Source organism: Limnohabitans sp. TEGF005, from assembly GCF_055394835.1.
Window position 1 is genome coordinate 701153 of sequence record NZ_AP029226.1, and the last position, 14189, is coordinate 715341.

Here is a 14189-nt window from a genome sequence, read left to right on the forward strand (position 1 = left end):
ATTTGGCTTGCCCTTTTGCATAACAGTGCCGCAGGTTCAAGCGGGCAAGAATCGCTCCACCAGCAGCGACCAAAAAGCCGAGCCGATCGCCACGTTTTTGTCGTTGAAGTCATAGCCGGGGTTGTGCACCATGCAAGCGCCGTGGCCGTCACCTGTGCCGTCGCCATTACCGATCAGCAAATAGCTGCCCGGCACCTCTTCGAGCATGAAGGCAAAGTCTTCACTGCCAGTCAGCGCGCGGCCTTGTCGCACCACTTTGTCTGCGCCTACCAGTTCTTCGGCCACCGTGCGGGCAAAGTCGGTTTCGTGCAGGTGGTTGACCAGCACCGGGTAACCGCGTTGGTAGTCGATCTCGGCCGTGACGCCGTAGCTTTGGGCTTGCGCATGCACCAGCTCGGTGATGCGCTTTTCGAGCAGGACGCGCACATCCCGGTCGAGTGAACGAACACTCAGCTTGAGTGTGGCGGTTTGCGGGATCACGTTGTTGGCCACCCCGGCGTTGAACGCACCCACTGTGATGATGGCCATTTGCTGCGGGTCAATGTTGCGGGCCACGATGCTTTGCAGGCCCAGCACGATGGCCGATCCGGCCACCACCGGGTCGGCCGCCACATGCGGCATGGCACCGTGCCCGCCCTTGCCGTGCAAGGTGATGGTCACGTTGTCAGAAGACGCCATGGCCGAGCCATCGCGCAAGACCAAGTGCCCTTGCGGGTGGCTGGGCATGTTGTGCATGGCAAAGATGGCGTTGCAAGGGAATTGCTTGAACAGACCGTCTTCCATCATTTTTTTCGCGCCGCCCAGACCTTCTTCGGCGGGTTGAAAAATCAGGTTCACCGTGCCCGAGAACACGCCTTGCTGGGCAATGTGCTTGGCCGCTGCCAGCAGCATGGCGGTGTGGCCGTCATGACCGCAGGCGTGCATGATGCCCACGTTGCAGCTGGCATGAGGCAAGCCCGTGGCTTCGTCAATGGGCAGGGCGTCCATGTCGGCCCGAATGCCGATGCTTTTGTTGCCCGTGCCTTTCTTGATCTGGCCCACCAGGCCTGTGCCGCCCAGGCCGCGCGTGACCTGATAACCCCAGGCGCTCAGTTGCTCGGCGACCAGATCACTGGTGCGGTACTCCTTGTAGCCCATCTCCGGGTGCTTGTGAATATCGCGGCGAACCGCAATGAATTCATCCGCTTCGGCATGCAGGGCCTGCAGTTTGTCGTGCAGAAAAGCGTCACTGGGGGCATTCATGGTCAGTCCCTGTGGCTCATTGGGGTTGCAGGTTGATCGACTTGGCAATGGCGCGGTAGCGCTCGATTTCACCTTGGTACACACGAGCCAGCTCGGCCGGGGTGCGTGATGGCAAGACCACGTTGCCGCTGCCTTCCAGGGCTTTGCGGTTTTCGGGGGCTTCAGCGGCCGCATAGAAAGCTTTGTTCAGGGTGTTGACCACGGCGTCTGGCGTGTTTTTGTGCACTTGCACACCCGCCCAGATGTCAAAGTCCATGGCTTCCAAGCCTTTCATGGCGGCCATGGCGGGGAACTGTTTGAACAAGGGGTGCGGCGTTTTAGAGGTCACGGCCAAGCCCTGAACTTTGCCGTCGATGAGGGTTTGGGGGATGGAGCCGGCCATGGGCAGGAAAGCCATGTCGATTTGGCCACCCATCAGGTCGGTCAACAGGGGGGCAATGCCTTTGTAGGGGACGTGCAACATCTGCACTTTGGTCAGCTGCGAAAAGCGCTCGCCAATCAAGTGGTACAGCGAGCCAGGGCCCACGCTGCCATAGCTCAGAGGCTTGTCAGTGGTTTTGCGAGCCAGGGCCAGCAGTTCGTCCACCGTCTTGATATTGAGCGAGTTGCGCACCGCCAAAATCGTGTTGGTGGTGGCGAACTGCGCGACCAACTTGAAGTCTTCGGATTTGTACTTGACACCCTGGATGGCCATCGGGGCCAGCACCAACTCCATCGGGCTGCCCAAGCTCAGGGTGTAGCCGTCGGCCGGTGCATTGACCAGTTTGGCCATGCCGATCGCGCCACCAGCGCCACCGATGTTTTCGATGATCATGGTCTGGCCCAACTTGGCTGCCGCATCGGGTTGCAGTTTGCGGGCAAAAAAGTCAGAAGGACCGCCTGCGGGGTAGGGCACGATCAGGCTGATGGTTTTGGCCGGGTAAGTTTGCGCCCAAGCAGGGCCGAAAGCGCTGGCGGCGACGAGCAAGCTGCTGAGAAGGGTTTTGACGTTCATGTTGTCTCCTGTTTACTGTTGGATTTTGAATGGTCCTAAAACCATGCACAGATCGTAAGAAGTCAAAATTCATGTGTCCAATGACTTATTTTTATGATTTTCATTCGTAAAATGAATGCATGAACCTCAAACATCTGGCGCATTGGCTCGCACTGGCCGAGACAGGCTCGTTCAGCCGTGCCGCCGAGAAGCTGCACATCACCCAGTCGGCGCTCAGTCGCAGCATTCAGGTGCTGGAAGAAGAATTGGGCGGGCCACTGGTGGACCGCATTGGTAAAAAGAACGAACTGACTCCGCTTGGCCAGTCGGTGCTGGAGCGGGCCCGGCGCATCGTGCATGAGGCGCAAGAGCTGCGGCAGGGGGCTGCTTTGCTGCAACAGGGTGGGCTGGGCAGTTTGCGGGTCGGGCTGGGTTCGGGGCCGGGGGCCATGCTGATGACGCCCTGGCTCCAGCACATGGCCGAACACCATCCGACGGTTCAGGTGGCTGTGTCGCGAGGCTCGACCGAGTTGCAACTGGTGCAGTTGCGTGAGCGGCAATTGGACGCCCTGGTGGTCGATGTGCGGCGGGTAGATGCTGCGCCTGACCTGAAAATGGCGCACATCGTCGAGATGCGGGCCGGTTTTGTGTGTCGTCAGGGGCACCCGATCTTGGCGCGCCAGCCTGAGTCGGTGCCATTTGAAGCCCTGCTGGCTTACCCCATCGCCTCGACACCGCTGTCGCAAGAGGTGGCCCGCACCATGGTGGACCACTATGGCCCCCGCGCCAACCCGGCTCAGATGACCACCTTGCAGTGCGAAGAGATCTCCAGTCTGATCGACGTAGTGCGCCGTACCGATGCGATTTTTCTGGGCATTGTGGGGGCCGCTCGGCAGGGGCTGGCCGATGGCTCGCTGGTGGAACTGGTTTTGGACCCGCCGTTTCGCGGGGGGGCGCAGCTGGCGCTCATCACCCTGGCAGGGCGCACCGAACTGCCGGTGATGGCGGTGTTCCGGTCTTTTGTCACCCACTGGCTGACCGACTGAGCATGAAAAAAGGGAGCCCATGGACTCCCTTTGTTTGACGAAACGCGGTGACGGCGTTACATCAACAGGTGTTCGCCAGCGTTGTCACCACCCAAGGTCACGTAATTGACCTTGCGGATGTCCATCAGCTTGGTGCCGCCTGAATAGCTGATCGAGCTTTGCACGTCCTGCTCCATCTCAATCAGCGTGTTGGCCAGCTTGCCCTTGATTGGCTCCAAAATGCGCTTGCCTTCCACGTGCTTGTACTCGCCCTTGTTGAAGTCAGATGCTGAGCCGTAGTACTCTTTGAACATCTCGCCATCGACCTCAACGGTCTTGCCGGGCGACTCTTCGTGGCCGGCAAACAGCGAACCGATCATGACCATGCTCGCGCCAAAGCGGATGCTCTTGGCGATGTCGCCGTGGCTGCGGATGCCGCCGTCGGCAATGATCGGCTTGGTGGCCACGCGAGCGCACCACTTGAGCGCCGACAACTGCCAGCCGCCCGTGCCAAAACCGGTTTTCAGTTTGGTGATGCACACCTTGCCGGGGCCCACGCCCACTTTGGTCGCGTCAGCGCCCCAGTTTTCCAGATCGATCACGGCTTCGGGCGTGGCCACATTGCCGGCGATGACGAAGCTCGCAGGCAATTTGGCCTTGATGTAGCCGATCATGTCGCGCACGCTGTCGGCATGGCCGTGCGCAATGTCGATGGTGATGTATTCGGGCACCAAACCTTCGGCGGCCAGCTGGTCCACCGTGGCGCGGTCAGGGGCTTTGACACCCAGAGAAATCGAGGCGTAGACGCCTTTGGCGTGCATGTCGCGCACAAACTGAACGTTGTCCAGGTCAAAACGGTGCATCACGTAGAAGTAATCGTTTTGCGCCATCCACAGGCAAATGGACTCGTCCACCACCGTCTTCATGTTGGCAGGCACCACCGGCAGGCGGAACTTGCGGCTACCCAGTTCGACGCCCGCGTCGCACTCGGAACGGCTCTCCACGCGGCACTTGCGTGGCAGCAACAAGATGTTGTCGTAATCAAAAATTTCCATGAGAAAACCAAGCTCCAAAAAGGAATCGTTAAAAGGAACGAATGAGCGCTTGGCTTGGCCGGTTTTCTGGCCCCTGAAATGAACCCATTGCAGATTCGGGGCAAAAAAAACCGGGCACAAGAATCTTGGGCCCGGTGTCTGATTCTACCCGCATTGCCTGACTGCTTTTTAAGCCGTCGAAAGGGCCTCGGTTTCGACAAGTTAGTTCCTACAATCTCCCCCTATGCTGTCAGACACCCAATCGAACACTTCCTCCCCTTTGTTGGCCCAACTGAACGACGAGCAGCACCGTGCAGTGGCTTTGCCACCAGAGCACGCCCTGATCCTGGCGGGCGCAGGCTCTGGCAAAACCCGGGTGTTGACCACACGCATCGCCTGGCTGCTGCAAACCTCGCAAGTCTCGCCCGGCGGCATTTTGGCGGTGACGTTTACCAACAAGGCCGCCAAGGAGATGAAGCTGCGCTTGCAGTCCATGCTGCCGGTGAACGTGAACGCCATGTGGATTGGTACTTTTCACGGGCTGTGCAATCGGTTTTTGCGGGCGCATTACCAGTTGGCGGGGCTGCCGCAGACGTTTCAGATTTTGGACACGCAAGACCAGCTCTCGGCGGTTAAGCGGCTGTGCAAGCAGTTCAATGTGGACGAAGACCGCTTTCCGCCCAAGCAGGTGCAGTATTTCATTTCGGGTTGCAAAGAAGACGGCCAGCGTCCGGGAGACGTGCCGGTGCGTGACGACGAGACCCGCCGCAAGGTTGAGCTTTACCAGCTGTACGAAGAGCAATGCCTGCGCGAAGGCGTGGTGGATTTTGGTGAACTGATGCTGCGCTCGTATGAGCTGCTGCGCGACAACACGCATGTGCGCGAGCATTACCGCCGCCGTTTTCGCCATATTTTGGTGGACGAGTTTCAGGACACCAACAAGCTGCAATACGCTTGGCTCAAGCAGCTGGCGGGTTTGCCGGGTGAGGGCGCTCATGACGGAGTTGGGTGCGCCATCTTGGCCGTGGGCGACGACGACCAGAGCATTTACGCCTTCCGCGGTGCCCGCGTGGGCAACATGGCCGATTTTGTGCGTGAGTTTCAGGTCAAACACCAAATCAAGCTGGAGCAGAACTACCGCAGTTACAGCAACATCCTCGACTCTGCCAACCACCTGATCAGCCACAACAAAACGCGTTTGGGCAAAACCCTGCGCACCGATCAGGGTGCGGGCGAGCCGGTGCGGGTGGTGGAATCGCCGTCTGACTTTGCCGAGGCCCAGTGGCTGGTGGATGAGTTGCGTCAATTGGTCAAACAAGACGGTTTTGCACGCAAAGAGATTGCGCTGCTGTACCGCAGCAACGCGCAAAGTCGCGTGCTCGAGACCGCTTTGTTCAACGCCGGGTTTCCGTACCGGGTGTACGGCGGTTTGCGCTTTTTTGAACGCGCCGAAATCAAACACGCGCTGGCCTATCTGCGCTTGATGGAGAACCCCAACGACGACACCAGCTTTTTGCGGGTGGTCAACTTTCCGCCGCGCGGCATTGGGGCACGCAGCATCGAGCAGTTGCAAGACGCTGCGCGTGCCGCAGGTTGTTCTTTGCACGACGCGGTGAGCGCCACCACGGGCAAGGCAGGGGCCAATTTGGCCGCCTTTGTGGCCATGGTCGATGTGCTTCGGGAACAAACCGAGGGCCTGACCCTGCGCGAGATCATTGACCTGGTGCTGGACAAGACCGGTTTGGTGAACCATTACCGCGCCGAAAAAGAAGGCGCTGACCGCGTTGAAAACTTGGAAGAATTGGTCAACGCGGCCGAGAGCTTTGTCACGCAAGAAGGTTTTGGCCGCAGTGCAGTGGCTTTGCCGCAAGGCACCTCAGGCCTGGGGCAAAGCCCGGCCAGCCAAGGTTTGAGCGGCTCTACAGACGCAGACTTGGGCACGATTGATGAGTTCAGCGAAGACGGCGTGATCATGAGCCCGTTGGCGGCCTTTTTGACCCACGCTTCATTGGAGGCGGGCGACAACCAAGCGCAAGCCGGAGAAGACGCTGTGCAGTTGATGACGGTGCACGCCAGCAAGGGCCTGGAGTTTGATGCGGTGTTCATCACGGGCCTGGAAGAAGGTCTGTTCCCGCACGAAAACGCCATGAACGACTTTGACGGGTTGGAGGAAGAGCGCCGTCTGATGTATGTGGCCATCACACGCGCTCGCAAGCGCCTGTATCTGAGCCATTCGCAAACACGCATGCTGCACGGCCAGACCCGATACAACCTGAAAAGCCGTTTTCTGGAAGAGTTGCCAGAAGAGTGCCTGAAATGGATCACGCCCAAACAAGCCGGATTTTCTAACCTGGGCACGGGCGGTGGTGGCGGCGCTTATGGCAGTGCTTTAGGTGGTTCTGGTGGTTCTGGTGGTGGCTGGGGCCAGACCCCGGCGCAAAGCCGCCATGCCCGACCGGCCTGGGGCCAGAGCAGCCTGAGCACCGAAACCTACAAAAGCCCGCCCGTGCCGGTGCAAAAGGCCGAACCTGAGCACGGCATCAGCGCTGGCAAAAACGTCTTCCACACCAAATTTGGTGAGGGCAAGGTGCTGGCGGTCGAAGGTGCCGGGGTCGATGCCCGCGCACAAGTGAATTTCCCGCGCCACGGCGTGAAGTGGCTGGCGCTGAGCGTGGCCAAACTCACCGTGGTTTGAGTGCGCTTCGCGTCTATTTTTGTCGTCATTGCCCTTTTTCGTCATTCCCGCGAAGGCGGGAATCCATGGTCGTCGCAGGCATGGATCCCCGCATGCGCGAGGACGACGGGTGTCAGGACGACTGATGTGGATCGCCCGTCGCTGGGGGCCGCGCAACTGAACGACAATTCAGGGTTTCAAAACTTGGAAATGCCAGATGAAAATCACCAAAGACACCGTCGTCACCATGCACCACAAAGTGGTGAACGCCCAAGGCCAGTTGCTCGACAAGACACAAGAGCCCACCGCTTACTTGCACGGCGGGTATGACAACACTTTCCCCAAAATTGAAGAAGCGTTAGAAGGGCAGGAAGTGGGCTTTACCACCACTTTGAAGCTGGCCCCGGCAGACGCCTTTGGTGAACGCGATGAGGCACTGGTGCAGACCATCCCCAAAAGCGAATTCCCACCGGGCGTCAAAGTGGGCGGTCAGCTGCGTGGCCGCTCGGCCGAGGGCCATGAACAGGTTTTCAATGTGGTCAAGATCAAGGGCGACAAAGTCATTTTGGACGCCAACCACCCCTGGGCTGGTCAGCACTTGACCCTGAGCTTGACGGTGCAGGAAGTGCGTGCTGCGTCAGAAGAAGAGGTGACCCACCGCCACGCGCACGGTGCGCACGGTCATCACCACTGAGATGCAAAGCCCAACGCCAGATGCTGACGGGCTTTTGCCCGTGAGCCTACCGGGTTAAACAGGTTCGTCAGGGCTGGCGCTGAAGCAGTCTTGCACGGTGAACAGCATGGATGTGAAGAACATGGCTGCCACCATCAAGGCCATGGGCATGAGTATCGCCATCATCAACTGCGGATCGCCCAGCAAGCTGGCGACCAGCAAGGCCACAATGCCTGAGCCGGTGAAAATGCCGATCCAGACCAGCACATAGACCGAGAAAGCCTTCAGGTTACGCCAGCAGGCCACCAGGCTGAAAAACAGGCTTTTGCCGGCAGGCAGACCATGCCAATAGACCAGAGCCGGGGCATGCCAGAACATCATGGACACCGGGATGTACAGCACCATCGAGATCCACAAAGCCGCTTGAAATGATTCGGTATTGACCACTTCAGGCGTCATGGGGCTGCCGCCGAAATAGACTTTGGCAAAGGTGCCACCGTCGGCCAGCATGGACGCGAGCATCAGGCCCAAAAACATCATCGCGTACCAGCCGCCCAAGTGGAGCATGGTTTTGCGTTGGGGGCCTGCCTTCAGCGCAACAAACAAAATGCTGGGCATGGGAAATTTGCCCAGCACGGCGGTTTGTGTGGCGGCCATCATGCCCAGCGTGAGGGCAGGCAATATCACCAAAGCCAAAGCGCCGCCTACAAAGGGCACCATGGACACGATCGATACGCTGGCCATGAACAAAAAGAACAAGCCCGACATGGCCAGTGGCTGGCGCCAGAAGGTACGCACGCCTTGCATGGCCCAGTGGAGGCCTGTTCGGGCGGGAACGATGTGCAGGTTCATGGTGTCAAATGAGGGCAGAGGCCAAAACAGGGTGGTCAACGCGGCCACGCAGCACGCGCTCAAAGTGCGTGGGGTCGTGGGGTGTGAGCATGGAGGCTTCACGGGGCAGATGGTAGTCCCAGAGCCTTGAAATCCAGAAACGCAAAGCCCCTGCCCGCAAAAGGGCAGGCAGCAGCTCGCGCTCTGCTGCGCTCAAGGGGCGCACCTGGTTGTAGGCTTTCAGCATGGCTTGGGCGCGTTCGGCATCGTGCACGCCTGTGGGCAAGTCGATGCACCAGTCGTTGAGACACACCGCCAAGTCAAACAGCCAAGTGTCCACACCCGCAAAATAGAAATCAAAGAAACCCGTCAGCCGCTCGCCGTCAAACATCACGTTGTCGCGGAACAGATCGGCATGCACCGGGCCTCGTGGCAGGGCCGCATATGCGGCCCTGGCCGCCGTGTGGTTTTGAAAGGCCAGCTCGCTGCGCAGCAGGCTGGACTGGGATTCGTCCAGATAAGGCAGCACCACGGGCACGGTCTCGTTCCACCAAGGCAGGCCGCGAAGGTTGGGCTGGCTGCGGTTGTAGTCGGCCCCCGCCAGGTGCATGCGTGCGAGCATTTCGCCCACGGCGGCTGCGTGCACAGTCTGCGGTTGCAATTGGCTCTTGCCTGCCAACTTGTTGACGACAGCAGCGGGTTTTCCGGCCACGGTGTGAAGGACATCGCCATCGCGGTTGGCGGCAGGGTCCGGCACGGGAATGCCGCGCCCGGCCAGGTGTTTCATCAACAACAGATAAAACGGCAGCTGCGCATGTGTCAGGCGCTCGAACAGGGTGAGCACATACTCGCCCTGATCGGTGGTGGCGAAGTAATTGGTGTTTTCGATACCGCCTTCGATGCCGCGCAAGGCAGTGAGTTGGCCCAAATTCAGGGCTTGCATCAGGTCGTTGGCCTGGGCTTCAGAGACTTCGGTGAATACCGCCATGGGAAGAGGTGTGAGCGCCAGCTCGGGCTGGCTTGGGTAATAAAACGACGATTGTAGAGGGCGATAAGTCAAAAATGATCCGGGAAGGGCTGGCGGCGCGGGGCCGATGTGGCAAAGCGAAGCGCCTCTGAGGCCCCGCGCCGCCAGCCCCAAGTCATGGTGGTTTTTCGGGTGTAAAGCCGGTACACAATCGGGGGATGAGCGAAAACACCCCTGAAACATCCAAACCCAGCCTCTTGCTGGTCGACGGCTCCAGCTACCTGTACCGTGCATTCCACGCCATGCCCGACCTGCGGGCCGTCCCCGGCGATCCGACGAGTGCCGCGACGGGCGCCATTCGCGGCATGATCAACATGATGGAGCGGCTGCGCAAGGATGTGCCCGCCGTCTATGCCGCTTGCGTGTTCGACGCCAAAGGCCCCACTTTCCGCGACGAGATGTACCCCGAGTACAAGGCCCACCGCAGTCCTATGCCTGACGATTTGCGCACGCAGATCGAACCCATTCACGAACTGGTGCGCCTGATGGGCTGGACGGTGCTGGACGTGCCCGGCGTGGAGGCCGACGACGTGATCGCCACGCTGGCGCACACGGCCGCCCAGCAGGGCATCCAGGTCACGGTGTCAAGCGGCGACAAGGACCTGAGCCAGCTGGTCAACGCGCACATCACCATCATCGACACGATGAACGGCAAGGTGCGCGATGTGGCGGGTGTGACCGAAGAGTTTGGCGTGCCGCCCTCGCTGATGATTGACTACCAGACCTTGGTGGGCGACCCGGTGGACAACGTGCCCGGCGTGCATAAAGTGGGCCCCAAGACAGCGGCCAAGTGGCTGCTCGAATACGGCTCGCTCGACAAGCTGATGGAAAACGCCCACGAGATCAAGGGCGTGGCAGGTGAAAACTTGCGCCAGGCCGTGGACTGGCTGCCCAAAGGCCGCGCCTTGGTGACCATGAAGATCGATTGCGATTTGAATGGCTGGGTGCCCGATTTGCCCTCATTGGCCAGCTTGCACCTGCACGAGCCCGACAAAGACAAGTTGCTGAATTTTTACCAGACCTATGGCTTCAAAGGTTTGGTGCAGTCGCTGGGTGGGGCCATGCCTGCGCCCGCGCCCAAAGCCAAAACCGCCAAGCCCAAGAGTACGGGCATGGGCATGGGGGATTTGTTCGGTGCTTCGGAAGATGAAGAAGCACTGGCATTGCCCGTGCAGGACAGTGCCGCCATCGCGGCCAGTTCGGTCAATGGCGACTTGAAATACGACACGGTGCTCGACTGGGCCACGTTTGACCAGTGGTTCGCCCGGATTGAGCAAGCCCCACTGACGGCCATCGACACCGAAACCACCTCGCTCGACGCCATGCGTGCCGAGATCGTGGGCATTTCGCTGAGCGTGCAGCCGGGCGAGGCGGCCTATATTCCGCTGGCCCACAACGGCCCGGGTGCGCCCGAGCAACTGCCTTTGGCTGAGGTGTTGGCCAAGCTCAAGGGCTGGCTGGAAAACCCGGCCCGTCACAAGTTGGGCCAGAACATCAAATACGACCGGCATGTGTTCGCCAACCACGGCATTGAGGTGCAGGGCTACGCCCACGACACCATGCTCGAGAGCTATGTGCTCGAAGTGCACAAACCTCACGGCCTCTCTAGCCTGGCCGAGCGCCATGTGGGGCGCAAAGGCGTGACGTACGAAGACCTGTGTGGCAAGGGTGTGCACCAGATCCCGTTTGCGCAGGTGGATGTGGACAAGGCGGCGAATTATTCGTGCGAAGACTCGGACCAGTGTCTGGATGTGCACCTGGCGCTCTGGCCGCAGATCGAGGCGCATGCGGGACTCAAGTATGTTTATGAGCTGGAAATCCAGACCAGCGAAGCGCTCTACCGCATCGAGCGCAATGGCGTGCTGATCGACGCACCCACGCTGGCCGCGCAAAGCCAGGCGCTGGGCGAGCGCATTGTGCAGCTCGAAACCGAGGCTTACGAGATCGCGGGGCAGCCCTTCAACCTGGCCAGCCCCAAGCAGCTGGGCGAAATCTTTTTTGACAAGCTGGGCCTGCCCGTCATCAAGAAAACCGCCACGGGCGCACGCAGCACCGACGAAGAGGTGCTGGAAAAACTGGCCGAAGACTACCCGCTGCCTGCCCGCATCCTGGAGCACCGCAGCCTGTCCAAGCTCAAGGGCACTTACACCGACAAATTGGCGCAAATGGCGCTGCCGCGCACAGGCCGTGTGCACACGCATTACGCGCAGGCCGTGGCCGTGACAGGCCGCCTGTCGAGCAACGAGCCTAATCTGCAAAACATCCCGGTGCGCACCGCCGAAGGCCGCAAGGTGCGCGAGGCCTTTGTGGCCCCGCCCGGCTGCGTGATCGCCAGCGCCGACTACAGCCAGATCGAGCTGCGCATCATGGCGCACCTGAGCGACGATGCGGCCTTGCTCAAGGCTTTTCATGACGGACTCGATGTGCACAAGGCCACCGCCGCCGAGGTGTTTGGCCTCACGCCCGATACGGTGAGCAGCGAGCAGCGCCGTTACGCCAAGACCATCAACTTCGGCCTGATTTACGGCATGAGCGCCTTTGGGCTTGCCAAGGCGCTGGGCATCGACAACACGGCTGCCAAGAACTACATCGCCCGTTACTTTGAACGCTTTGCGGGGGTCAAGCAGTACATGGACGCCACCCGTGAACAGGCCAAGGCCTTGGGCTATGTCGAGACGGTGTTTGGTCGCCGCTTGATGCTGCCCGAGATCAACAGCCCCAACGGCCCGCGCCGCGCCGGGGCCGAGCGAGCCGCCATCAATGCGCCCATGCAGGGCACAGCGGCAGATTTGATCAAGCTGAGCATGGTGGCGGTGCAAAAAGCGCTGGACGAGCAAGGCAAGGCCACCAAAGTCATCATGCAGGTGCATGACGAACTGGTGTTCGAGGTGCCTGAGGCTGAGGTGGAATGGGTGCGCACCGAGGTGCCGCGCATCATGGCCAGCGTGGCCGATCTGAAAGTGCCTTTGCTGGCCGAAGTGGGTTTTGGGCCCAGTTGGGAACAGGCGCACTGAGCATCAAGCGCCCTCTTGCCACGGCGCATGCTTGTGCATGATGGCCTTGAACAGCTCAGAGGCCTCAAATCGAGCCAGCCATGCAAGCAGGTCAGACCAGGGCTGCGCCGCAAACCAGCCCGGATCGGTGTGGGCAAATTGCCTGATGAAAGGGGCTAAGGCCGCGTCGGCCAAGCCTTCATGCGTACCAGCCAGAAAAGGCTGCGCCTGCAAACGGGCATCGAGCGAATGCAGCCAGACTGCGGCCAGGTCACGGTCGGCATGGCCACTTTCTAAACCTGAGCGGTTGGGGTATTTGTAACGGTCTAGGTGGTATTTGAAGGGGCCGTCGTTGTGTGCGATGAGGGCCTGCGCGTCGGCCATGGCCTGATCCGTATCGGCCAGCCACGCCAGTGGGTCGTGCTGGCGAAGTGCCCACAGCATGATGTCCAGGCTTTGGTCCAGAATTTGATCACCCGAAGAGGCTCGCAGCCACAAAACCGGGACCGTGCCTTTGGGCGACAAGGCCAGCATGTGGGCGGGTTTGTGCTTCAAAACCACCTCACGGTGCTCGTGCGCCAGGCCGCTGACATGCAATGCCAGTCGGGCTCGCATGGCATAGGGGCAGCGGCGAAACGAATACAAAATGGGCAGGGCAGTGTCGGGCATGGGAGCAGTTTAAATGTCCGGGTTCGTGCAACAAAAAAGCGCATGTGCCAAGATAAGCACCCCTTTCACGGACGATTTTGGAGACGCGCCTTGAACAACGATCTGATTAACGACACACAAGCCCTGCTGGGCGGACGAATTGGCGCCAGCGGTGCCACACGCCGAGTGGCTTTGAAAGCCGCTTTGGGCGTAGGTTATGCCGCAGCTGCCATGCCGATCATGGCCCAAACGGCCATCAAGACCCCTTCAACGGGTTTGGTTTCTGGCGAGGTGACCATTGATGTGAATGGTTTCAAGATGCCCGCCTACCGCAGCGCACCTGCAGGCAAAACCGGTTTGCCCGTGGTGCTGGTGATTTCCGAGATCTTTGGTGTGCACGAATACATCGCTGACGTCACTCGCCGTCTGGCCCAGGCCGGTTACTTGGCGATTGCGCCCGAGCTGTTCGTGCGCCAGGGCGACGCCAGTGCGTACGGTGAAATCGCCAAACTGCAAGCCGAGGTGATTTCCAAAGTGCCCGATGGCCAGGTCATGGCCGATCTGGACGCCTGTGTGGCTTGGGCGGCGACCAACGGTGGCAACACCGACAAGCTGGCCATCACCGGCTTTTGCTGGGGTGGCCGCATCACTTGGCTGTATGCCGCGCACCAACCCAAAATCAAGGCGGGTGTGGCCTGGTACGGCCGCTTGGTGGGCAATGCGACAGCGCAGACGCCCACGCACCCGCTGGCTCTGGTGGGCAAGCTGAAGGCACCGGTGTTGGGCTTGTACGGTGCTGCCGACACGGGCATCCCCCTTGACACGGTTGATAAGATGAAAGCTGAACTGGCGCAGGGCCCAGCTGCGGCCAAAGCCAGTGAGTTTGTGGTTTATCCTGAGGCTCCGCATGCTTTCCATGCCGATTACCGTCCCAGCTACCGCGTGGCGGCGGCAGAAGACGGCTGGCAGCGCTTGCTGGCCTGGCTCAAGCGCCAGGGTGTGGCTTGACTTTTTGAACGCAACAACCGCCCTTTGGGGCGGTTTGTTTTGGGGTGCACAGCATTCCGGG

The 14189-nt window shown here is 60.2% G+C and carries 11 protein-coding genes; 5 read left to right on the forward strand and 6 right to left on the reverse strand.

Features of this window, described 5'->3' with window-relative positions:
* Window positions 1-36: 36 nt before the first annotated feature.
* Both ACZ5RG_RS03360 and ACZ5RG_RS03365 read right to left on the reverse strand, forming a co-directional pair.
* Window positions 37-1242: a M20 aminoacylase family protein gene (locus tag ACZ5RG_RS03360; protein ID WP_464447782.1), complete on the reverse strand. Its 1206-nt coding sequence runs from the start codon at window positions 1240-1242 to the stop codon at window positions 37-39.
* A 16-nt stretch (window positions 1243-1258) separates the two neighbouring features.
* A complete protein-coding gene (locus ACZ5RG_RS03365; protein ID WP_464447783.1) occupies window positions 1259-2236 on the reverse strand; it encodes a Bug family tripartite tricarboxylate transporter substrate binding protein in 978 nt (325 codons plus the stop codon).
* 119 nt (window positions 2237-2355) lie between these two features.
* Between ACZ5RG_RS03365 and ACZ5RG_RS03370 the strand changes: the two genes are divergently transcribed.
* Window positions 2356-3261: a LysR family transcriptional regulator gene (locus ACZ5RG_RS03370; protein ID WP_464447784.1), complete on the forward strand. Its 906-nt coding sequence runs from the start codon at window positions 2356-2358 to the stop codon at window positions 3259-3261.
* A 56-nt stretch (window positions 3262-3317) separates the two neighbouring features.
* Here ACZ5RG_RS03370 and ACZ5RG_RS03375 read toward each other — a convergent pair whose 3' ends face one another.
* Complete coding sequence (locus ACZ5RG_RS03375; protein WP_312259511.1) at window positions 3318-4295, reverse strand: GMP reductase; 978 nt, start codon at window positions 4293-4295, stop codon at window positions 3318-3320.
* 223 nt (window positions 4296-4518) lie between these two features.
* On the opposite strand from ACZ5RG_RS03375, the gene ACZ5RG_RS03380 reads away from it, so the two are divergent.
* Entirely contained in the window at window positions 4519-6969 is a 2451-nt protein-coding gene (locus ACZ5RG_RS03380) for a UvrD-helicase domain-containing protein (protein ID WP_464447785.1), read from the forward strand.
* A gap of 196 nt (window positions 6970-7165) precedes the next feature.
* Window positions 7166-7642 carry an FKBP-type peptidyl-prolyl cis-trans isomerase gene (locus ACZ5RG_RS03385; RefSeq protein ID WP_298600144.1) on the forward strand — a complete coding sequence of 159 codons (477 nt, stop codon included), beginning with the start codon at window positions 7166-7168 and terminating at the stop codon, window positions 7640-7642.
* A 54-nt stretch (window positions 7643-7696) separates the two neighbouring features.
* Here ACZ5RG_RS03385 and ACZ5RG_RS03390 read toward each other — a convergent pair whose 3' ends face one another.
* Window positions 7697-8473 carry a BPSS1780 family membrane protein gene (locus ACZ5RG_RS03390; protein WP_298600147.1) on the reverse strand — a complete coding sequence of 259 codons (777 nt, stop codon included), beginning with the start codon at window positions 8471-8473 and terminating at the stop codon, window positions 7697-7699.
* Window positions 8474-8477: 4 nt separating this feature from the next.
* Window positions 8478-9440: a homoserine kinase gene (locus ACZ5RG_RS03395; protein WP_464447786.1), complete on the reverse strand. Its 963-nt coding sequence runs from the start codon at window positions 9438-9440 to the stop codon at window positions 8478-8480.
* A 197-nt stretch (window positions 9441-9637) separates the two neighbouring features.
* Between ACZ5RG_RS03395 and polA the strand changes: the two genes are divergently transcribed.
* A complete protein-coding gene (gene polA / locus ACZ5RG_RS03400) occupies window positions 9638-12493 on the forward strand; it encodes a DNA polymerase I (protein WP_464447787.1) in 2856 nt (951 codons plus the stop codon).
* A gap of 3 nt (window positions 12494-12496) precedes the next feature.
* Here polA and ACZ5RG_RS03405 read toward each other — a convergent pair whose 3' ends face one another.
* Window positions 12497-13141, reverse strand: a complete 645-nt coding sequence (locus ACZ5RG_RS03405; RefSeq protein ID WP_464447788.1) for a glutathione S-transferase — start codon at window positions 13139-13141, stop codon at window positions 12497-12499.
* 42 nt (window positions 13142-13183) lie between these two features.
* Between ACZ5RG_RS03405 and ACZ5RG_RS03410 the strand changes: the two genes are divergently transcribed.
* A complete protein-coding gene (locus ACZ5RG_RS03410) occupies window positions 13184-14128 on the forward strand; it encodes a dienelactone hydrolase family protein (protein WP_315234955.1) in 945 nt (314 codons plus the stop codon).
* The last annotated feature ends 61 nt before the right edge of the window (window positions 14129-14189 follow it).

Excerpts from the sequence above, each read along its gene's own strand:
- ACZ5RG_RS03360 (WP_464447782.1), bottom strand. The coding sequence starts at position 1,242 with ATGAATGCCCCCAGTGACGCTTTTCTGCACGACAAACTGCAGGCCCTG.
- ACZ5RG_RS03365 (WP_464447783.1), bottom strand. The coding sequence starts at position 2,236 with ATGAACGTCAAAACCCTTCTCAGCAGCTTGCTCGTCGCCGCCAGCGCT.
- ACZ5RG_RS03370 (WP_464447784.1), top strand. The coding sequence starts at position 2,356 with ATGAACCTCAAACATCTGGCGCATTGGCTCGCACTGGCCGAGACAGGC.
- ACZ5RG_RS03375 (WP_312259511.1), bottom strand. The coding sequence starts at position 4,295 with ATGGAAATTTTTGATTACGACAACATCTTGTTGCTGCCACGCAAGTGC.
- ACZ5RG_RS03380 (WP_464447785.1), top strand. The coding sequence starts at position 4,519 with ATGCTGTCAGACACCCAATCGAACACTTCCTCCCCTTTGTTGGCCCAA.
- ACZ5RG_RS03385 (WP_298600144.1), top strand. The coding sequence starts at position 7,166 with ATGAAAATCACCAAAGACACCGTCGTCACCATGCACCACAAAGTGGTG.
- ACZ5RG_RS03390 (WP_298600147.1), bottom strand. The coding sequence starts at position 8,473 with ATGAACCTGCACATCGTTCCCGCCCGAACAGGCCTCCACTGGGCCATG.
- ACZ5RG_RS03395 (WP_464447786.1), bottom strand. The coding sequence starts at position 9,440 with ATGGCGGTATTCACCGAAGTCTCTGAAGCCCAGGCCAACGACCTGATG.
- polA (WP_464447787.1), top strand. The coding sequence starts at position 9,638 with ATGAGCGAAAACACCCCTGAAACATCCAAACCCAGCCTCTTGCTGGTC.
- ACZ5RG_RS03405 (WP_464447788.1), bottom strand. The coding sequence starts at position 13,141 with ATGCCCGACACTGCCCTGCCCATTTTGTATTCGTTTCGCCGCTGCCCC.
- ACZ5RG_RS03410 (WP_315234955.1), top strand. The coding sequence starts at position 13,184 with ATGTGCCAAGATAAGCACCCCTTTCACGGACGATTTTGGAGACGCGCC.